Source organism: Listeria weihenstephanensis (genome assembly GCF_003534205.1).
In the GTDB taxonomy this organism is placed as follows: Bacteria; Bacillota; Bacilli; order Lactobacillales; family Listeriaceae; genus Listeria_A; species Listeria_A weihenstephanensis.
This window is the reverse complement of record NZ_CP011102.1, coordinates 3,200,886-3,222,118: the sequence shown is the minus strand read 5'-3', so window position 1 is coordinate 3,222,118 and position 21,233 is coordinate 3,200,886. Positions and strand designations below refer to the sequence as shown.

General features: G+C 39.4%; 21 protein-coding genes. 17 read left to right on the top strand and 4 right to left on the bottom strand.

The window, feature by feature from the left end:
- Nucleotides 1-63: 63 nt before the first annotated feature.
- Both UE46_RS15475 and UE46_RS15470 read right to left on the bottom strand, forming a co-directional pair.
- Nucleotides 64-213 (bottom strand): lmo0937 family membrane protein, encoded by a 150-nt coding sequence (locus tag UE46_RS15475; RefSeq protein ID WP_118907757.1) that lies wholly within the window; start codon nt 211-213, stop codon nt 64-66.
- Between the two features lie 90 nt (nt 214-303).
- Nucleotides 304-1,902 carry an SWIM zinc finger family protein gene (locus UE46_RS15470; RefSeq protein ID WP_036061230.1) on the bottom strand — a complete coding sequence of 533 codons (1,599 nt, stop codon included), beginning with the start codon at nt 1,900-1,902 and terminating at the stop codon, nt 304-306.
- 97 nt (nt 1,903-1,999) lie between these two features.
- Between UE46_RS15470 and UE46_RS15465 the strand changes: the two genes are divergently transcribed.
- From UE46_RS15465 to UE46_RS15405, 14 genes are all read left to right on the top strand, one after another.
- Nucleotides 2,000-3,079, top strand: coding sequence for an acyltransferase family protein (locus UE46_RS15465; protein WP_118907756.1), 1,080 nt, complete (start codon nt 2,000-2,002; stop codon nt 3,077-3,079).
- 89 nt (nt 3,080-3,168) lie between these two features.
- A complete protein-coding gene (locus tag UE46_RS15460; RefSeq protein WP_051492951.1) occupies nt 3,169-3,666 on the top strand; it encodes a GNAT family N-acetyltransferase in 498 nt (165 codons plus the stop codon).
- Nucleotides 3,667-3,683: 17 nt separating this feature from the next.
- The gene (locus tag UE46_RS15455) at nt 3,684-3,959 is read left to right on the top strand and encodes a hypothetical protein (protein WP_118907755.1); all 276 of its coding nucleotides are present in this window, start codon (nt 3,684-3,686) and stop codon (nt 3,957-3,959) included.
- A 937-nt stretch (nt 3,960-4,896) separates the two neighbouring features.
- The gene (locus tag UE46_RS15450; RefSeq protein ID WP_036063173.1) at nt 4,897-6,279 is read left to right on the top strand and encodes an amino acid permease; all 1,383 of its coding nucleotides are present in this window, start codon (nt 4,897-4,899) and stop codon (nt 6,277-6,279) included.
- A 127-nt stretch (nt 6,280-6,406) separates the two neighbouring features.
- On the top strand, nt 6,407-7,411 hold the full coding sequence (locus tag UE46_RS15445) for an inorganic phosphate transporter (RefSeq protein WP_036063171.1): 1,005 nt from the start codon (nt 6,407-6,409) through the stop codon (nt 7,409-7,411).
- Between the two features lie 213 nt (nt 7,412-7,624).
- Nucleotides 7,625-8,263 (top strand): ABC transporter ATP-binding protein, encoded by a 639-nt coding sequence (locus tag UE46_RS15440; protein WP_036063169.1) that lies wholly within the window; start codon nt 7,625-7,627, stop codon nt 8,261-8,263.
- 2 nt (nt 8,264-8,265) lie between these two features.
- On the top strand, nt 8,266-9,462 hold the full coding sequence (locus tag UE46_RS15435) for a hypothetical protein (protein ID WP_036063167.1): 1,197 nt from the start codon (nt 8,266-8,268) through the stop codon (nt 9,460-9,462).
- A 24-nt stretch (nt 9,463-9,486) separates the two neighbouring features.
- Nucleotides 9,487-9,780 carry a hypothetical protein gene (locus UE46_RS15430; RefSeq protein WP_036063164.1) on the top strand — a complete coding sequence of 98 codons (294 nt, stop codon included), beginning with the start codon at nt 9,487-9,489 and terminating at the stop codon, nt 9,778-9,780.
- A 112-nt stretch (nt 9,781-9,892) separates the two neighbouring features.
- A complete protein-coding gene (locus UE46_RS16380) occupies nt 9,893-10,054 on the top strand; it encodes a hypothetical protein (RefSeq protein ID WP_159103126.1) in 162 nt (53 codons plus the stop codon).
- A 239-nt stretch (nt 10,055-10,293) separates the two neighbouring features.
- Complete coding sequence (locus UE46_RS15425) at nt 10,294-12,054, top strand: CocE/NonD family hydrolase (protein WP_036063163.1); 1,761 nt, start codon at nt 10,294-10,296, stop codon at nt 12,052-12,054.
- A gap of 67 nt (nt 12,055-12,121) precedes the next feature.
- Nucleotides 12,122-13,030: a LysR family transcriptional regulator gene (locus UE46_RS15420; RefSeq protein WP_036063189.1), complete on the top strand. Its 909-nt coding sequence runs from the start codon at nt 12,122-12,124 to the stop codon at nt 13,028-13,030.
- Nucleotides 13,031-13,334: 304 nt separating this feature from the next.
- Entirely contained in the window at nt 13,335-13,988 is a 654-nt protein-coding gene (locus UE46_RS15415; protein WP_036063161.1) for an ATP-binding cassette domain-containing protein, read from the top strand.
- Nucleotides 13,988-15,142: an SLC5/6 family protein gene (locus tag UE46_RS15410; RefSeq protein ID WP_036063159.1), complete on the top strand. Its 1,155-nt coding sequence runs from the start codon at nt 13,988-13,990 to the stop codon at nt 15,140-15,142. Before UE46_RS15415 ends, UE46_RS15410 begins: the two co-directional genes overlap by 1 nt.
- A 93-nt stretch (nt 15,143-15,235) precedes the next feature.
- Nucleotides 15,236-15,538 carry a hypothetical protein gene (locus UE46_RS15405; RefSeq protein ID WP_051493069.1) on the top strand — a complete coding sequence of 101 codons (303 nt, stop codon included), beginning with the start codon at nt 15,236-15,238 and terminating at the stop codon, nt 15,536-15,538.
- Nucleotides 15,539-15,737: 199 nt separating this feature from the next.
- Here the strand turns inward: UE46_RS15405 and UE46_RS15400 are convergent, their stop codons facing one another.
- On the bottom strand, nt 15,738-16,247 hold the full coding sequence (locus tag UE46_RS15400; protein ID WP_036063156.1) for a GNAT family N-acetyltransferase: 510 nt from the start codon (nt 16,245-16,247) through the stop codon (nt 15,738-15,740).
- Nucleotides 16,248-16,271: 24 nt separating this feature from the next.
- The gene (locus tag UE46_RS15395) at nt 16,272-17,003 is read right to left on the bottom strand and encodes a glucosamine-6-phosphate deaminase (protein ID WP_036063183.1); all 732 of its coding nucleotides are present in this window, start codon (nt 17,001-17,003) and stop codon (nt 16,272-16,274) included.
- Between the two features lie 133 nt (nt 17,004-17,136).
- On the opposite strand from UE46_RS15395, the gene UE46_RS15390 reads away from it, so the two are divergent.
- From UE46_RS15390 to UE46_RS15380, 3 genes are all read left to right on the top strand, one after another.
- Nucleotides 17,137-18,135: an alcohol dehydrogenase gene (locus UE46_RS15390; RefSeq protein ID WP_036063154.1), complete on the top strand. Its 999-nt coding sequence runs from the start codon at nt 17,137-17,139 to the stop codon at nt 18,133-18,135.
- Nucleotides 18,136-18,489: 354 nt separating this feature from the next.
- Nucleotides 18,490-20,388 carry a right-handed parallel beta-helix repeat-containing protein gene (locus tag UE46_RS15385; RefSeq protein WP_036063152.1) on the top strand — a complete coding sequence of 633 codons (1,899 nt, stop codon included), beginning with the start codon at nt 18,490-18,492 and terminating at the stop codon, nt 20,386-20,388.
- Nucleotides 20,389-20,619: 231 nt separating this feature from the next.
- On the top strand, nt 20,620-21,225 hold the full coding sequence (locus tag UE46_RS15380) for a PBECR4 domain-containing protein (protein WP_051493068.1): 606 nt from the start codon (nt 20,620-20,622) through the stop codon (nt 21,223-21,225).
- Nucleotides 21,226-21,233: the final 8 nt, after the last annotated feature.

Here is a 21,233-nt window from a genome sequence, read left to right as displayed (position 1 = left end):
TCTCAAGCAATCACAAAAAAAGGCCGTCCTGTCCACTTTTCAGCGACAAAACAGCCTTCTACATCAACCATTCCCCGTAATTAAATTCCAAACTAACAATGCCAAAGCTAGAACCAACAATAAATGTATCAACTTTCCGCCAATACGCAGAATCAAGCCAATAACCCAAATCACAAATAAAACGACAATAATAGTCCAAATAATTCCTGACATGTGTAACCTCCTAAGACTTAGTCATCTCTATCTTTACCACTCAGCAAAAAGCTGAAACCTCTGAACTTACGCCTCTACCTACCACTAACCTTATTCAAAATCACTAATTTCCTCAAACAAGGCAGTCCGACGCGGATATTTATCACGAATTTTATCAGCTAACTTCACAGCAAACTCACGGCCAGCTTCTTTCTGATAGCTTCTCAGCAAATGCGCAACCGTCCGGTAACTACTACGATTTGGGTTATTAGTCAAAGGTTTCTCAGCCCAATCGTAGTAGAGCTGATGCGCCTCTTCGTAATAATCGGTAACGAGATCTCCAAAATAAAGCTCCACACGTTCAGGTTGCTTCTGGCAATACGCTAGCAATGCCTCTGAAAGCCCTTCTTGTTGCAGAAAATGGCTGTAAGTACTGGAATAAGGCACCTGTTTATACGCCTCTAATACCCGCTGACGATAACTCTCCCAGTCCGCACAACGCGATTTTAATTTTTCATAACTAAGCGAATTCCCGTGAATATACTGCCACATCAACGTGTCGCAAATTTTCTCCAAGTCCTCTAAATTTTCGTAAACATATAGCCTATCGGCCAACCATTTAGAGCTGTAAGAATCCGAATAATCTATCTCCTCTAGCAAACGCGCCATCTCCTGATAGTTACCATCCTTTTTCGCTCGATCCAACAACCTCCGCAAAAACTCGGATTTCTCACGATGGGCATACATATACTCATAGGCCTCGTTCTCTTCGCCAAATTTGAGCATAATTGCAACAAGAAGTTCTGGCTTTGGATCATAATATTCACTGTCCAGACTCGCAACTTTTTGCTCTAATCGTTTTCGCTGAGCCGCGCTATCGCAAAATTGAATGGACCAAGTGTAGCAAGCATACGCAGGATCAGGCCAATCCTCATACAGTTTTCTCGATCCTTCTTGCATAAGAATGTTAAACAATGTCTTATGATCCGCAATCGGAATCTCAGGTTTATGTAATATCAGGCTATCCACTAACTCTGCAACTTCCAAAGCCACATCAAAAATCTCTCCATTAGAATCATCAGCGAATTGAATCATTCGAGTGCTTTCTCGTTGCGCAAGGAGAGCTAACTTCACCGCAAAAACGAAATCTCCCGTCTCTAATGCATTCTTCGCAGCATCAAGTGTCGCGTATACTCCAAGTAAAGCTTCAGGAAGTAAGTTCCACCGTATGAAATCATCCTGTCCCATAGTATCTGAAATCGCCTTTTTGATTTGCTTCGCATAAAATTCTTCCGTACCTTCAAGTTTTACCGTCTCGACTTTTTTCTTTTTCTCAACTAAGCCAGCCTGTAGTTCTGGATGCGTAATCAGTAGCGTGTAGAGCTTATCTACCAACTGCGCTTTGTCCCAACTTTGTAAAACTTTTTTAATCACGCCAGACTGATAATCTAAAATTTGATAGAAAACAGCGATTTCATGTTTACAAAATAGTTCGGAATCGTGAGGGCAATCGCAAGTGCTCTTTATAATATGGTTGTCCGCATCTAAATCAATAGAAACGTAGTACATATTTGTACCAGCCACGAACGCCTCGAAGCTATCACCATCGCCTTTTTCCAAATTAAAAACCTTATTCCTCTCAAAATAATCCTGTCCACATTCCAGTATTTTCTTAGGGACAAAATTTTCAAAATCGGCTAAACTTATCATTTTGATCACCCTCCTTGTGCTATATTGAGTTTACTATAAATGATGCCAATGCTCAAAGTTTATGTAGTCGCTAAATCCTCCTATATTCCACCTAAATATGGTATGCTTGTACGGGAGGTATATCATGACAAAAGATGTTAAATTAAGCAATGTAAAAGGTTTACTAATTTTCCTAGTCGTATTGGGTCATTTATTATTAATAGTCCGAGGCGGAATGGAGTCATTAATTATATTAATCTACTCTTTCCACATGCCAGCATTTATTTTTTTAAACGGTTACTTTGCGAAAAATGTGAATTGGAAAAAGATATTGAATTTACTCGTACTATACATAATATTTCAATCTTTTTACGCGGTTATCACATATATCACGCATTATGGGGAAGTATTCTCATTCAGGTTTACAACTCCGATTTTTCACCTATGGTACTTAGTCAGTCTATCTTGTTTCTACGCAGTAGCTATCATACTTAATAAAATAGGTAAGTTCAGGATAGGGAGCATATTTATCGTAGTCGTGATTTTGATCATGAGTGTCGGAATTCGTTGGTGGACGACAGGATTTTTGATGGAGCATCCGACTATTTCTGGTCAGTTTCTCTCTCTTCAAAGGACATTTGTATTTTCCCCATTTTTCTTATTAGGTTTCTATATTAATAAAGAGACCATGGGGAAACTCAGCAACTTTTTAGGAACATTTAAATGGAAAGTCTTTCTTAGCTCGCTTTTAATTTTTATAGTCATATACACATTGTCGAGAAATCCACTACAATTTGAAAATGCATTCTATGGTTTTCTGCAATCGAGCGCATTTGCTGATTCGGTCTCACAATTATTAAAAGTGGAATTCCAACAATATATCGTCGCGCTTCTTATGATTGCTATTATATTCATGCTTGTTAATAATCGCGAAAATATACTGACAAAATGGGGAGATAATTCGCTGGTAATCTTCCTTTTCCATCCTGTATTCTTTTTTGTTATCCGGATGCATGCCACTGATTTTCTACATTGGAACATCTTCGTAAAACTTGCTTTTGTGGTTTGCATCTCAATATTAGTATGCAGTTTTTTGGTTGCCATCAGTAGGTACATTCGCTGGTTGCTTTATCCTGTTGATAATATTTTGGAATTTCAAGAGATGAAGAACAAAGAGCTGCTGAAAGAAGAAGTATAATTTGTTGTGGTTTCAGTTAGTCGTGCGGATAGGTTATACTAAGTTGGACAGAACACGAACCAAATACCCTAAAAAAAGGAATGATAAAAATGCCAATCCAAATCACCACTCAAACTGAATCCGACATCCCCGAACTATGGGAAATCGAAAAAAGCGTCATGCTAAAAGGCACTACACCGCATGTCGTCAAAGAAAACGAGTATGAACAATTCAAAAAAGACATCATGACTCAAAACATGTTAGTCGCCAAAAATGAGGACGGCACCGTACTAGGCTCCCTAATTTACCACTATCCAGGTTCAGCACCTTCACGCCAAAGACAATGGCTTTTCGGAATCTCGGTCGCAAAACAAGCGCAAGGCCAAGGTATCGGCAAAATGCTGATTCATCGCCTATTCGAACTCGGCGAACAAAATAACATTGGAAAAATTGCGATGCGTGTCATGGGTGCTAACACGAATGCGATCGAATTTTACAAGCATCTTGGTTTTGTTCAGGAGGCGCATTTTAAGCGGGAATTTTGGGTCGATAATGAATGGATGGATGATTATCAATTTGCTTACTATCTTGATGCACCAAAAAACTAAGAAGCAGGTGAAATCCAATGTTCCAATTTGTCCTAGAACTCCTCACCGCCTTCATCGATGTCGCTCCATTCGGTGATTCTAAAGAAAAACGCGCCAAGCGAATGGTTGCTAAGTTATCCAAAGAATCCTGGTTCGCGAGCTACTACGATCAGCCTGCGTACAAAACCGCGCTTTACCATGACAAAACGATGCGCGACAAACTTAGTTCTTACAAATTCGTGAATAACCTCTATCAAAAAGAAAATTGTCGGCGCGATTTCCTAGCATATTGGGACGAAATCGCCTCACAGTAAGCTTGTTCCCATTCTTCAAACGACATTTCGGCGGTGCTTTCCGCTGTATCCAGCTCCACTGCTGTGATAAGTTCGAGCACATTGCGATCTGGATCTTCGAAATAGATCGAAGCGTGGAGTTGCGGCGCGCAGCCGGTATACCAAAAAACGCGATGACCTCAATGCCTCGGTCGGCCAACCATTTCTTCGATTTACGCATATCCTCCTTCTCTACATAAAAAGCAACGTGCCGAATCGATGCGTGATACGGAATCTCGACCTGCTCACTTTTCCATAATCCCAGCCAACTCTTGCCTTTTTCTAACTATACAAAAGCAACATTTTCCGAAACCGACGCTACTTCAAGGTCAAATTTCTTATAAAAATCCAGTGAAATATCTAACTCCTTCACTGGTAAATGTGCTTCATATAAACCTTTAATCATGTCCAAATCCCCCCTTCATCTTATACAAAACAATAGAGCGTTTCTGCTTAGTATTCAATATTTCTGCCTATTTACGAGGATTGGTATAGGTGCTAAACGATACTTTTTATCGGTAAGCTCAAACAGGTGAAAAGCTAATTTCGATAGATAAATAAACACCGTTAAATTCATTTTTTCACAAACTATATTCGATATTTAAAACAATTAGCCAGATTCTCCCGATATCACTGTCTATTTCATATTTAAATTTCGAATTCGATATATCCTTTATTTATCAATAGTTATAAAGAAAAATAATAATTATAAGGCTTCTTCTTTGTAGATCTTTCTAATTCTGTGGTACAATCAATAATAATGATAGCGTTTACATTGTGAAAAATTACTATGGTGTTTTTGTTATTTTTATTGTATGATTAGAAGGTACCATTCAGAGATGTTATGTCACGTGTTTTAGAGATTTTGCCGAATTGGTCATGTTAATAAATTTGGCGATAAACTAAGGGGGAAGTACATATGTCAGAAGAACAAACGCTAGAGAGAGGCTTGAAAAATCGTCACGTCCAGCTTATTGCAATTGGGGGCGCGATAGGAACTGGGTTGTTTCTTGGTTCTGGGAAGTCGATCCATTTAGCAGGTCCATCGATCCTTTTTGCCTACACGATCACAGGAATTATTTGTTTTTTGATTATGCGAGCGCTCGGTGAATTATTGTTATCGAATTTGAATTATCACTCGTTTGTTGATTTTGTTTTTGATTATCTTGGCAATGGAGCCGCGTTCGTTACAGGTTGGACGTATTGGTTCTGTTGGATTTCGATTGCGATGGCGGATTTGACGGCTGTCGGTCTGTACACCCAATTCTGGTTTCCGAATGTGGCGCAATGGGTTCCAGGATTAATCGCGTTAGTTATTTTGCTCGTGATGAACCTTGCAACCGTGAAGCTGTTCGGCGAAATGGAGTTTTGGTTCGCGCTAATCAAGGTTATTGCAATTTTAGCTCTGATTATCGTTGGTACATTTATGATTATCAAAGGATTTTCAACGGATGCAGGTGCGTCTAGTTTTACGAATCTTTGGAGTCACGGCGGTTGGTTCCCTAACGGTGCAAGCGGCTTTATCCTGTCGTTCCAGATGGTCGTATTCGCCTTTGTGGGTATCGAGCTCGTCGGTCTGATGGCTGGTGAGACGAAAGATCCTGAGAAAGTTATTCCAAAAGCGATCAACAACATTCCAATTCGGATTATTATCTTCTATATTGGTGCGTTAATCGTGATTATGAGTATTTATCCATGGAATGATATTAACCCAGCGCAAAGCCCGTTCGTGCAAGTTTTCGCGGCGTTAGGAATTGCGGCAGCAGCGGCTATCGTTAACTTCGTCGTTCTAACTTCGGCGGCATCTGCGTGTAATAGTGCGGTTTTCAGTACGAGTCGTATGGTTTACTCGCTAGCTAAGGAAAAAAATGCACCGTATCCAATGACAAAACTAACATCTCATAAAGTTCCAGCGAATGCGTTATTCTTCTCAACAATCGTTATTTTGGTGGCGGTTATTCTAAACTACGTGATGCCTGAAGGTGTATTTACGCTAATCACGAGTATTTCAACAGTGTGTTTCTTGTATATTTGGGGAATCACAGTTATCTGTCACTTGAAATATCGCAAAACACGCCCAGAACTTGCGGCGAAAAGTAAATTCAAAATGCCGTTATATCCAGTTGCGAACTACGTTATTCTCGCGTTCCTTGCGTTTATTCTAGTCGTTCTAGCGTTAGCGGAAGATACACGTGTAGCACTATTCGTGACGCCTGTCTGGTTTATACTTTTGATTGGGATTTATTTCATTCGCAAATCAAGAGGGCAAAAGCAAGAAGCTGGTGCGCCAGATTTAGATTAATAACTTGGAAACGTTCCTTTATTGGGGCGTTTTTTTTGGTTTAGTGTGTTAAAACTTGAATTTACTCTATTTCAGGAGCAAAATAGGGTATATACAAATAAATGCGATCAGATTAGGGGAATGTTGAATGGATTCGGTGCTTTTAATTACAATTATAATCGTGATTGTTGGCTTGGCCTTCGATTTCATAAATGGATTTCACGATATTGCGAATGCGGTGGCGACGAGTATATCGACGCGGGCGCTGAAACCTCGTGTGGCGATCGGGATTGCGGCAGTAATGAATTTTCTAGGCGCGATTTCGTTTACGGGTGTGGCTGTAGCGCTGACTTCGGATATTGTTGATCCGTTTGCGCTGAAGAACGGGGAATTTGTTGTTTTGTGCGCGCTAATTTCGGCAGTGATGTGGAATTTGATGACGTGGGTTGCGAAGATGCCGAGTAGTTCTTCACATGCGTTGATCGGATCGATTGCTGGGGCTGCGATTGCTTCTGCAGGTAGTTTTGGCGTGCTAAACTGGGGTGGATTTTCAACGATTATCATTGCGCTGATTGTGTCGCCGATTATTGGTTTTTCAGTCGGTTATTTGATTTATTCGCTGTTCAAATTCATTTTTCGGAATAAAAAGTTGGTGCAGACGAATCGACATTTCCGGATTGCTCAAATTGGGACAACGGCGATGCAAGCCTATGCACACGGAACGAATGATGCGCAGAAAACGATGGGAATCATTACACTGGCGCTGATTGCGAGCGGTTTACAGTCGGATTCCACGATTCCGTTCTGGGTTCAAGTGAGTTGTGCGGCCGCGATGGCGCTCGGTTCCTCGATTGGCGGTTACCGGATTATAAAAACAGTTGGCACAAAAATCATGAAAATTGAGCCTGTGACAGGTGTTGCGGCAGATCTAGGGTCGCTATCGGTGATTATGAGTGCGACGCTGATTCATTTGCCAATTAGTTCGACGCAGGTAATCGATAGCTCACTGATGGGCGTGGGGACGGCGAATCATAAGAAGGAAGTAAACTGGCGTACAGGAAAAAGTATGCTGGTAACTTGGATGATTACATTGCCTTGCGCGGGGATTATGGCGGCGGTTGTGTACTGGATTGCGGCTGCGATATTTTTATGATTGGAAAAGATCAATATAGATTAGATTTCTGGTTTATATTGGCGTCGAGGTTTCATTTATTCATAGGATGGATAGAAAAGTATATGATTCTAATAAAAAAATAGTAGATTTGAAATGCTAGGTAGTTTATACTGTGGCATTTTTTTCTGTCTATAAAAACGAGGAGTGAAATTTTGTGTTATGCTGTTTTCATCAACAGCGAAGAGGTGATGTATGCTAAAAGTAGAGAATTTAACGATGGTCGCCAGGGAGATGCTTTTGAAAGATATGAATGCGGAATTTGAGGGTGGGAAAGCCTATGGAATTGTTGCTACAAATGGTTCTGGAAAAACGACATTGCTCCGAATTTTAGCTGGATTGACAAAGGCGCAAAATGGTACAGTTTATGTAGTGGATAACGGTAAGCGGTTAGAGTTGGTCGCGACACGAAAAAAACTATTTTACTATGAAACTTCAGATTGGTTAGATGGGCATTTATCTGGGCTAGATTATCTTGAGTTTGTGAATGCCAGTTGGGCGGATAATGAGACGAATATTGGTGAGGTTATTCAGTACTGGGATTTAGATGAATTTGTGAGATTGCCAATTCGAAACTATTCTTTAGGCATGAAGCAAAGAATAGTTTTGGCGATGTATGCAGTAAGTAATACGGATTATTGGTTGATGGATGAACCTATGAATGGACTTGATGAAGCCAATCAAAAACGGTTTATAGAATTTATGAGTGAAGCCAAGCAACAAGGGAAATGTATTATCTTCTCATCTCACCAAAATGATAATCTTCATAGTATTTCTGATAAAGTTCATTACATAATTAACAAGGAATGGAGCGATGGTCGGAGGGGATATTGATAATGGCGCAACAAAAGCTATATTTAAAAAAATTCTATAAAAATAAAGGGAATCTAATACCGATAGTTATCTTTGTCGCAGCTATTCTATTTGTCATAGTTATGAATACGCGTGTTGGGGCGGAGAGTAATTTTCTAGCTATGGCGCAGGATGAAATAAAAACGAATAAAGCGATGCGTGATTTAAATGAACAGACAATGAAAGAATTAGCTGAAACAGAGGAAGAAAAGGCAGATTTTAAGGCGAACCAAGATGCAAGTAACATACGAATACAGGAGCAAGAACGGATGGTTAGTTTGTATAAAAATGAGGATTGGTCGGAAGCCTACAAGTGGAAGATTCGATTTTTGAAAGAAGCGTATGGGACGAACGCCAGTGAAGCACAGTTTTCGACAGAACTTAAAGAGGCGATTCTCCGGCAAATTGTTGTTTATGAGAAACTAGAAAAGCTGGATATTAAGGCTGATCAGGAAGATTTAGAGGTACAAGGAGTGACTTTTTTGTATCGCATGCTAGCTAATTTTTTCCCTGTGCTTTTCGTGATAATACTTTGTTTTACGTTAAATACAGTGTTTACCAATCGATTTAGAAATAATCTAGATCGATCATTACTATTCCCGCAAAAATATGTAAGAGGAACATCTGAAAGGCTGCTTTTCGCCTTATCGATAGCAATCTTTTCCTATGTTCTGAGCGGTGTGACGGCATATTTATCAGCGAGCTTATTATCAGGTGCAGGGAGTTTGAAATATCCGATGGCTCTAAATACTGGATCTGAAATAGTAACAAAGCCAGTTGGAGAACTCTTATGGCAGACGGTATGTTTGCAGATTTTAGCTATCGTTGTCGTTATATTAACCATAGATTTTATCAGTAAAATTTGCCGACGCGCAATGCCAACGTTATTTATTTCATTGTTAGTACTGGCCACTCCAGTTCTAGCAGTAGGTAAAATTGAGCCGCTGAACCGGTGGGCGCATTTATTACCGGGTAGTTATTTTAACGCAACATCGATTTGTGATAATACTTTGGCTTTATTGTGTGATAACGGGAATATTACGTTTATAAATGGTATTTTTGTTTTGGTAGCTACGATTGTGGTTTTGCTAGTTTTAATTTATGGGATAGATATTCGTAGGAGAAGTATGATAACGCTAGGTTCAAGTATTAAAAATAGTGAATTACTGAACAATATTTGATCGGTAGAATAAAGGGAGGGTAACATGAATACGAAACGAAATATGTATAAAGTTATATTATCGGCTATTTTATTAGTGGCCTTGGTGTTAGCGATTCAGCCAGGTGCCTACGCTAAAACGGTTCCATATCAAGAACGGTTCGATATCAATTCGATTACAGGTAAAAGAACGTATGTATCTTCTGTATCAAGAGGTGTTTCAAATAACGCATACTGGTATTCCACATCGACTAATAAAGTTAGTAGTGGATGGAATTATAATAGATATGTCTCGGTGCTCACTTACTATGATTCTAGTACTAAGAAATATTATCGGTAAGTAAAGCGGTGGAGGTCCTATATACGGGGTTTTCGCCGCTTTGTTTTGCATTGGCCTTATAAATCTCGCGTGATATAATGAGGTATCACATACAACAAGGAGGAGGACAGGTATGAAAATTTTGGTGATTGGAGTCTATGTTATATTGGTATTAGCAATGCTGGTGGCGCTTGTTTTTGGATGGGCATCAGATAGGGTTTTTAGTATTAGCCTCGTGGTCATTGTTCTCTACGGCATATTTATGAGATTTTATTTAAAAAGAACGAAAACATAGTGAAATACATGAATCAGGCACGGGGGGTCATTTCTCCGTGTTTTTTGGTGCCCAATTATTTTGCTACTTTGGTCGTGACGTTGGATTTCCTGGTAATTTTGAGCATGATATCCGTTTTGTGAATACCACTGATATCCACGCATCAAGTATCCGAAATTGCAATTGTACTTCCGAAACTGGCGGCTGTATAATTTGAGGTGTAGAGAAGATTGATAATATAACTCTTGGAGGTAATACAAATGACTGCAAAAATTACAGAAAAAATGCACTTTAGCCCAGCTTTCGAATATATCGACAATGGTATCGAACACGGCGTCCTTAGCCCATTTGAAACGAAAGAAGTCATCTTGAAAAAAGGCCAATTAATCGCAGAAGGCTTTAAACCACTGACTACAGATATTAGAATGTTAAAAGACGTGCCTGTTAAATTGCGCGACGGTATCACGATTTACACAGATATCTATTTACCAATTACAGAAGAAAAAGTCCCAACTCTCATCGCGTGGAGCCCTTACGGTAAGAGCGCTGGAACTGCACCGCGTTACAAAAACCTTTTCAATATGTTAGGTATGGGGAACGCGTGGAATTCAGGTCTAACGAAATTCGAAGCGCCTGATCCAGCTTACTGGTGTGCGCATGGTTACGCCGTTTGTAATCCAGATATGCGCGGTATCGCTCATAGTGAGGGCGACACAACGATGATCGGTTCCCAGGAGGCAGAAGACGGTTATGATTTAATCGAATGGCTAGCTGCTCAATCTTGGTCGAACGGCAAAACAGCCCTTACCGGAACATCCTATCTAGCCTTTTCACAATGGTATATCGCAGCAGAACAGCCACCACACTTAACTTGTATCAACCCAACAGAAGGTCTTGCGGACGGTTATCGCGATTTAGCTTTTATCGGTGGTATTCCTGATCAAAATTTCATTGAACGCTTGCAAGTAAATCACGTCAGCGCTAAAGGTGCCAAACGTGAAGACTTAGTAAAAGAAATGGGTGCTTATCCAAGGGCTGATGCCGCAATTTGGAAAGACAAAGTTGCCGATGCAAGCAAAATTACTGTCCCAGTTTTCGTTATAGCAAGCTATTCCAACACATTACACACAATGGGTACCTTCCGTTCATGGCGCACACTCGGCTCCACTGAAAAATGGCTTCGTATCCATGATCGTCAAGAATGGCCATATTATTATGATGAAGCTAATACAGAAGAATTGCGCCGCTTCTTTGACTACTATTTACTTGGCAAAGATAACGGTTGGACAAACACACCGACAGTACGCTATTCCCTTCTTGATTTTCATGGTAGCAACCAAACGGATATACCCGCAGAAACGTTCCCACCAGCAGCTAGTGAAAATAAACGCTTCTATATGAATGGTAAATTCCGCGCGTTACAAGAAAATCCAGAATCAGAAGATTTTCCAGTAAAATATGTTTCCAATAGCGTTCCAGGTCGCACTTCCTTCCAAATGACCTTCGACAAAGAAACGCATTTCGTTGGTTATCCAAAAGCGAAATTGTTTATGGAAGTGGACGGTTATGATGATATGGATGTCTTCGTTTGGGTTCAAAAAATCGATAAGCTAGGCAATGTTTTGAGCGAATTCGTTGTTCCAAACCACGGCGCAGCTCTTCAAGATTTCACGCAAGAAGGAGCATCCGCTTTACGTTACAAAGGTCCATGGGGACGTCTTCGTGCTTCGATGCGTCAACTTGATGGCAAAATGGCTACCGATGAAATTCCTGCTTACAGTTTTGACAAAGTGGAGAAACTAGCGCAAGGTGAAATTGTGGAACTAGATATCGTTCTAAGTCCATTAGGTCTATCTTATGAAACCGGAGAAACGTTAAGAGTTGTTATCAGTACAAAAGACGAACTTGGCTCAGTAATGCCAGGAACACCAGGTTGTACGCCAGATAATAAAGGCGTTCACGTGCTTCATACTGGTGGAGAATACGCTTCTTATCTTCAATTACCAGTGATGCCCAAATAACTTGTGAATTCAAGGTGGGAACTTTATAATGAAACTACTACCAATACTAGTTTGGAATGGAGTTATTATGAAGTTAACCACCTTGAATTATTTCGTTAAAGTCGCCACGGAAAGTAGTTTTACAAAAGCTTCTGAAAAGCTGTATATTTCGCAACCAACCTTAAGTAGGCACATACAAGAATTAGAAGCCGAGCTAGGGGTAGCGCTGTTTATTCGACATAGTCACAGCATTAAATTAACAAGTGCCGGGGAGCGATTTTTGACCGAAGTGAATGATATTTTAAAACGAGTGGATAAGTTATCTCATATGTTTGATGCGCAAGTAAGCCAGGATGAAACCAATCAAATTTTAAAAGTGGGGTATTTATCTAATTTCAATATGGGCAAAATGTATGAGTTATTTGAACGTTTTAAAGTCGTCCATCCAAATGTTCAGTTTTTGATGAAACAAGATACGCCGATGAAGCTAGCTGAAGGGCTCGCGGATGGTCAGTATGATTTGGTATTTAACTTATTAACTTATTTTCAAGCGGATGATAACGTTGAAAAAGCAGTTTTCATGGAAAATCAATTACAAATCGCTATGCCTGTTGATCACGCATTGAGTCATGAGAAGAAATTGCGGTTTGCAGATTTAAGCCAGGAAACGTTTGTTTTACTTGAAAGACAGCAGTCACCGGTCATTGTGGATTATGTGGTCGGACAGGGTCTCAAAAATGGATTCAATTTGAAGGCGAGTTCTTATGTGAAGGATCTTGATGAAGGGCTGTCTTTGGTTTCGGTTGGCAAGGGATCGGCTTTCTTGTATTCGGGAATGAATGATGGGACGCTGGAAGATAAGTATCGGATCAAGATTATTGATTTAGAGCGTGATAATGATGACCAGAATATTGTAGTCGCGATGAATAGAGAAAATGAGGCTAGTTTGCTTCGAGCGTTATTTGATTTTATACAGAGTGATCTAGCGGGTGTGTAGAAATAGGAGAACAATGAGAGTTTAAGAGTTACAAATTTAAGCGATTCTATAATAAAATATGGGACTATTTCGCTACAATTAAGATATTTTTACAGAGCGTGTATTAATTACAAATTTAACGCATTTTCCAGACATTAGGCATGGTAAAAATTTAATTACGTATTGACTTAATTTGTAAATAGATATAATATCATATTGAAACCTTTCAAATATAACTCCATAAAAAGTAATCCAATTTGTGATATAAAATATGCCTGTTGTATTGGTGATATACTACTATTGGATGACAGAAAACAGGTGACAAATGCTAAAAATAGAAAATTTAACACTCACTACAAGAGAAAAATTATTAGAAGAAGTAAATGCTGAATTTGAACTAGGCTCAGCTTATGGTTTAGTTGCACCAAATGGGTCAGGAAAGACAACTTTACTTCGTGTTCTAGCTGGGTTAACAAAAGCGGAAGCAGGAAGAATTTATTTAGAAGAGGATAATGAAGTATTAGACTTAGTATCATCAAGAAAAAAGATATTTTATTATGAGACGTCTGATTGGTTAGATAGGCATTTATCCGCATGGGATTATCTTCAGTTCGTTAATGAGAAATGGGCGGATGGAAAAGTGGATATAGAAGAGATTATTAAGTACTGGGATTTAAGCGATTTTGTTAAGTTACCAATTAGAAAGTATTCTTTAGGTATGAAACAAAAGACAGTACTAGCAATGTACGCAGTTAGTAATACAAATTATTGGTTAATGGATGAGCCGATGAATGGGCTTGACGAGGCCAATCAAAAACGGTTTACAGGATTTATGGAAGAATCTAAGAAAAGAGGAACTTGTATTATTTTTTCATCGCATCAAAATGATAGTCTCCACAGTATTTCCGATAAAATTTATTACATATCTAATAAAAAATTGAGCGATACAGCTAGAGAAAAACAGGAGGATTATGACTAATGGGGCAACAAAAATTATTTTTTAAACAGTTTTATAAGAATAAAGGGAACTGGCTACCAATCATTGTCTTCATTGTAGCTATTTTGTTTGTATTAATAATGAACACTCGTGTAAGTGGAGATCGAGATTTCGTTGCCATGGCTCAAGATGAGATACAGGCGAATAAAGAAATACTAACTTTAAATAAACAAACGATGAAAGAATCAGCTAAGACAGAGCGGGATAAAGCAGATTTTGAAGCAAGTGAGAAAGTAAATAAAGCGCGTGTTCAAGAGCAAGAAAAGATGGTGAATCTATATACGGATGAAAAATGGGCGGAAGCGTATAAATTGAAAGTTCATTTACTTAAAGAATCATTCGGATTATATACTGGTGACATAGAGGCCCCTGCTGAGCTTAAAGAATCGATTTATCGGCAAATTGCAATATACACAAAATTAGAACAGCTAGACATTAAATCTGATCAGGAGGATATGGAAACGCAAGGAGCAACATTTTTATATCGGACTTTGACAAATTTTATGCCAGTATTGTTTGTAATAATACTTTGCTTCACATTAAACGTAGCATTTACTGACCGGTTTCGAAATAGTTTGGACCGATCCTTATTATTACCGCAAAAATATGTAAGGGGCACTACTGAGCGCTTATTTTTTGGACTGATACTGGCGCTTTCTTTTTATGTGATTAGTTGCGTGGTTGCTTATTTATCTGCTAGTTTGTTATCAGGACAGGGGAGTTTCGACTATCCAATTGCTATAAATATGAAGTCAGGTATAACGACTAAACCCGTTGGAGAGCTTTTAGCTCAGACTGTATGTTTACAAGTATTGGCTATTATTGTGATTGTTCTAACTTTAGATTTTGTGAGTAAGATGTGTAAACGTGCGATGCCAACACTATTTATTTCGTTACTAGTATTAATTGGGCCAGTGCTTGCGGTTGGGAAAATTGAGCCACTCAGTAAATGGGCGCATATTTTACCTGGTACGTATTTCAATGCAACATCTATAACTAATAATTATTTGTCTATCTTGTGTGATAATGGAAATATTAATTTTGAGAACGGTGTCCTTGTAATGTGTGTTGCTAGTATTGGTTTACTGATATTAAACTACGGGATAGATAGCCGCAGAGGGGTTAACTTAACTTAGAACTTTTTCACAAATAAACTAGTAAAGTATTGACAATTAATTATTTATTGGTATTATTAAGTAGTATCATGATAAAAAAGGAGGTTTGATAATATGAATAATGGTAAAAAAACGGGTTATTTGTATCGAATTCTGTTAGTGGTTGTTTTATTGACAGGTTTGATAGTAGCAGTTCAGCCAGGGGTATATGCAAAATCAGTTCCATACTGGGAGAAATTTGATATTAACTCTTATACTAGTAAGAGGACTACTATTTCTACGCAAAGCAGGACAGTACCTAATAATGCTTATTGGTCCTACACAACTACTAATAAAATTAGTAGTGGATGGAACTATAGTAGATATATTACGCTATTACATTACTATGACGGTACTACCAAAAAATATTATCATTAATTAATAAGCTTTCGGGCTACGGCTAGAAAGTGAACGAAATACTGAAGAATAACCAGACATGATGTATAAAACAAGCAGTATTAGTTTTCGTTTTTATACATATCTCCCGTTATATGATAAAAACATCAATCTACTGAAGTTGCTCTATCTCATTTAAGATAGAGTAACCAATATAGATTGATGTTTTTTTTCATGGATACTACTGAAAATTTTTTAAGAACAACACCATATGCGCTTCATCAAAATACGTGTCATCAAGCTTCAACGCATGTTTTTCCGTACTAAAAACTTCAAATCCTAGTGACGTATATAATGTTTGCGCCATTTTATTCGAGGTAACGACAGATAAATAAACCTGCTCGACTCCCTCCAAACGTTGCGCTTGATCGATCGCGGTTCCAATCAATGCTTTACCGACGCCACTGCCTCGTCTTTCAGGAATGACATACATTGCCACGATATTCGCTCGATGCCGCATTTTCAGTCGTTCTTCCTGAATTAAAGTCACCACGCCAACCAAATGACCTCCGGAAAAAGCGCCAAAAGTTAGCGAATATGGTGATTGAAAGCGAATCTCGTATTTTTGAAGAGCAGTGTATTTCTCTTCTTCAAAACTCGTCGCAAAAGCTGCGGGGCTTTCTTGCAATGCGCGGAGTCTAATTTGGACATAATTATCAACGTCTGCCACAGTTAATAGCCTGATTTCCATATTTTCACCCCTGATTCCAAGTTTTTAATACTTAGTCAGTAACGATCCTGCTGCTTCGTCAATGATAAATACCACATTTGGGTGATTTTGCAAAATAGACGCGGGGCACTCTATGGTAATTGGACCTTCGAGTGTTGCTTTTACAGCCTCAGCTTTCCTTGTGCCAGAAGCGGTTACGAGAATCTGCTCGGCTTCCATCATGTCCGCAAGTCCGAGTGTCAGCATCTGTTCCGGCGCCTCTTCTCGACTAACTTTGTAATAAAGCATTGTACTATTAATCGTCGAATCATCGCTGTCGGCTAAAAATAGGCGTGAGTCAAACGGTGTCCCAGGCTCATTTGCACCTAGATGAGCATTAACGCCAAGACCGAGAATTTGCAAATCACGTTTATTGGCTTGCAAAATCGTATTATAACGGGCAATTTCCTCATCAAAACTAGGTAAGCTGCCGTCTAATAAACCGATTTCGCGTGGTTGTTTTTTGATTTGGTCATAGAATTTTTGATGCATATAATTATGAACGGTGAATGATTGCTCGCGCGGGGCGATAAATTCATCCAGGTTCATCATAAACACTTTTTCAATGTCGATATCATCATTATTGATACCTTCCACGAGTTTTTCAAACATGCCATCATAACTAGCGCCAGTCGTTGTATTGATAACGGGATTTTCATTTGAATCAATCACTGCTTTTACGACCTTATATGCCTCCTGGGACATTTCATCATATGTTTTTGTACGAATAATTTTCATCATGATTCCACCTCTTCCTTTTAGACTAGAATACCGTGTTTTCAGTTATTTTGCAATGTTCCTACTTGCCTTAGAGTTGACTGGAAGGTGTATACTGAAGCTGTTAAATAATTGAAGAAAGAAGTGTGATTAGATGAAAGTTGCACAATTAAACGGGCCAAATCAAGATTATACGATTGTTGAAAGAGAAGTTCCAAATCCAAAAGCAAATCAAGTGCGGATTAAAGTGGAGGCGTGTGGCGTTTGTCATAGTGACAGCATGGTTCGCCATCTTCCTGAAAATATGTACCCGGCGATTCCTGGGCATGAGATTGTTGGGCGTGTGGACGCGGTTGGCAATGGCGTGACGGAATGGAAAGTTGGTCAAAAAGTTGGCGTTGGTTGGCATGGCGGACATTGTTTCCATTGTGAAGCTTGTCGCCGTGGTGATTTTTCGAATTGTTCGGAAGTCCAAACATGTGGAATAAGCTATGATGGTGGCTTTGCAGAGTTTATGGTGGCGTCTCATGACGCGGTCGTTGCGATCCCTGAAGAACTGGATTCTGCGGAGGCTGCTCCTCTACTTTGCGCTGGTATCACGACTTTTAACGCCTTACGAAACAATATTGTTCGCGCGGGAAGCTTAGTTGCGATTCAAGGCGTTGGTGGCCTAGGACATTTGGCGATTCAATACGCGAATAAGTTGGGTTACGAAGTCGTGGCGCTCGCTCGTGGGGAAGAACGCGAAACATTGGCTCGTGAACTCGGTGCGCATCATTATTTTGATACGACGAAAGCCGATTGGAAGGAAAAAGTGAATGCGCTCGGCGGTGTAACTGTAGCGCTCGCGACAGCTCCGAATGCGCAGGCTATTTCTGAATTAACCATGATACTAGCTCCAAACGGCAAAGTGGTGGACGTTGCTGTGCCCGCTGAACCAGTTGAAATTCAAGCAGGAATCATGGTTGGCGGCGGCAAGTCGTTCCAAGGTTGGTATAGCGGAACTCCGATTGATGGCGAAGATACAGCGAAATTCAGCCAGCTTCAAGGCGTTAAGGCTATGATCGAAACCTATCCGCTTGAAAAAATTAATGAAGCCCACGATAAAATGATGGCTGGAAAAACAAGATTCCGCGCTGTTATTGTTTTTTAAAGAGTAATAAAGAACTGAATACGTGTGAAAAAGTCCTTGGTTACGCTTACGAGGGCTTTTTGCCGTTAATTTGTCACATGTATCGAAATGGAAAATCTGGGAATAATGAGTGTGATGCGCGGTTTTTGTTGTGTCAGAAACTCTAATAATAATCAGAATCACTATTTTGGAAATAAACCTGGAATGCTATAAAAGTAAGTTTTTTTTAGTTTGGTCTAAAATGGAGGGATTCAACACATATTGTGCTTTTTTCTTTAAAATATGATTGTTTCTGATTATCTGGCACGGTATACTTTTTATATCTAATCAACTCAATTTGAGTGGTTTTTGAATATTGAAAAGGGAGACGATGTTATGAAGCGGAAAATAATAATTTTTGGAGTTGCGATTTTGTTAGCCTTTATATTTGGAGGCGTAACAAAGACGCAAGCAGCAGAAGTGATTCAAGCAGATCAATTTATGAAGAAAAACGACAAGACGGCCGCAAAAGAAAATGTGCTTGGTTGGGCGAAATTAGTGGAGTCGGTGAACCAGAATGAAACGAATACGACAATTCAATTTGGTGAGGGAAGATACTATTTTGATAACACCTTGAAAATCCCGTCAAATGTCGTGATTAAAGGTGTAACGGCGAATCCAGAAGACAGTCAATTGCTATTTACAGCACCGAAACAGGGGCTCACAACTGAAGCAGTAAATGGGAAATACATAAAGAATATCTCGATTCGCGACCTAAGCATTCGCTATGACATTGATCCAGTCATAATGAGTGGATATGCTTACACTTTTTCACTGATTAATTTTGCGGGGGATTATAAAGATGACAGTACATCACTTGCGGAACCTTATGAATTGCTGGATAATATTCAGATTGACAACATTATTGCGGACGGAAACGAGCAGGCGAACTCGATTATTTACTTGGGTGGAATTAAGAACGGCTCCGTCGAAAACTCGAAAATTCGCAATTCGAATTTGCAGAGCGGCATTGTAATGGAGTATTGCCAAACGATGCTGATTGAGAATAATAAAATCGAGAATATGGGGCGCGTTGGGATTGTGATGTATCGCGGAAATGGTGGCAGTGGCACAAAACAAATCAGTATCATTGGAAACGAGATTAAAAATTGGATGCAGCGCTATGGAACGAAGCATTTTTATGCACCTGCCAACATGGAATATTCAGCGGAGGATCGTAAAGTGATGGTAGACGGCGGAATCGATAGCTATGGCGCTGGGAACACCAATATTGTCATTGATCGCAACAGCCTCATCGGTGGCGAGGGAAGCAACAAATACAATCCAAGCAATATAGTGATCAACAACACTGAACGTAAAAAGAAGGACCCACAAGCTACTGATTTAACGCCGCAACATGTGGTTCAAATGGATGACGCAGGCAAAATTATTCCAGGAACGCTAGATGATTCGTTGCAGAAAAACATGACTGGGTATATTGGAATCCGGTTATCGGGTGCTGAAAATGTGAGAGTTACGAATAACTTTGTTCAGATGGATAGCTATGATAATTTTGCGTTTATGGCACTGTACGAACGAGATCGCCAAGGTGTGAAGACAACGCCGAAAAATATTATCATCAAAAACAATGATTTTCATGCAAGTGGCAGGATTCGGTACCCAATTCGAATTTTATCAGGAACGATTAATAAATCACGCGGAATTAGTATCGAAAATAATACTTTTGACGTCAATGGTTTTGTAGATAATTATTATAAGGCAATGATCGAAGTTAGAAATCCTGTGGAGCTTTTGACCGTTACGGAAAATAAGGTGAGTTGGGATAAACAGGTGAATGGTTGGGTGACTGTCGCGAGTACGGGCTTGCCGAATTATGTAAATAACCTTGCTGTATGGGGAAATACGGGAACGAAGAAGAGTGATGTAACGAGATCTTTAGTGAATACGACCCCTTCTAGCTTGAGTATAACAACTGTGCCATTACCATCAAATACGACGCCGTTTATAGGAAATTTATACACGGGATATGCAGATTATAAAGTTGGTGAAACGAATGTGAAAGGCGCTATCAACAATAATTTCGGTCATTATCAAATTGTGACATTGGCGATTGATGGCGTCGGTCTCAAGAATGCAACGGTCAACTCAGATGGTACATTTCTTATCAATGCGAAGGCTAATAATATTACGAAAAATTCACAAGTTACGGTACGTTTTCGTGTGAGCGGGACGGAAACTTATGACTCGGAAATGCAGGTGAAAATCACAGAATAAGGGGTTGAAAACACACTGATACCAGTCATAAAAGTCCTTGCTGAAATTCGTCGCACGTGGTATACTCGTGGAGAAGAAAGCAAATGTGGGCAGGCACATGGTCAACTCGATATAGATGTCAGACATAAGGGCTGGCTGTTGGCGAGCAACGGAAAAACCTGTCATGGAAAGAAGGATAGCATTAGCTGTTCTTCTTTTCTTTATACATACTGATAATAAGGAGTGCAATCTATGTTAAAACAACTTACGACTGGACATGCATTTTTTAAGGAGCATTTTGTTAACAAGCGGGTTATTTATGTGTATAAGGAAAAACAAACGATAAAACAGTTCGAAATTTATATGACGGCAACGAACTTCATGCATTTATGTGGTGTACAGTATCGTCACGGTGCGGCTTCATTTTATAATGATATTACCAATAAAACATTGCGATTAAACGATGTCATTTTGAAAAAAGATGGGACAACAAAGCAGAATCTACAGGTACTTCCTCTGCTACATGAACTAGTTGGCGAGCATGTGAAAGTCTGTCTGCGTGGTAGTTATCTGCACTTATCTTATGATATGGCGATTAGATCTAATAAAAGTATTTTAGTAGTTACGCTGAAACATGCATCAACGGATAAATATGTGCCGACCTCTTTGCCGAATTTGCGGAATGGAAAATATGATACCCTTAATCCGAGTTTTGTGGTGCTCTGTATTATTAAGGAATGCTTGACGTCGGGAGCGCGTACGTATTTAGTTTATAAAGAAGATCATCAAGATGAAATACAGAAGTTTTTTGATCCAGATAGAAAATCGGTCCAATCTCCTAATGAGATAAAAATCTGACAAAATAG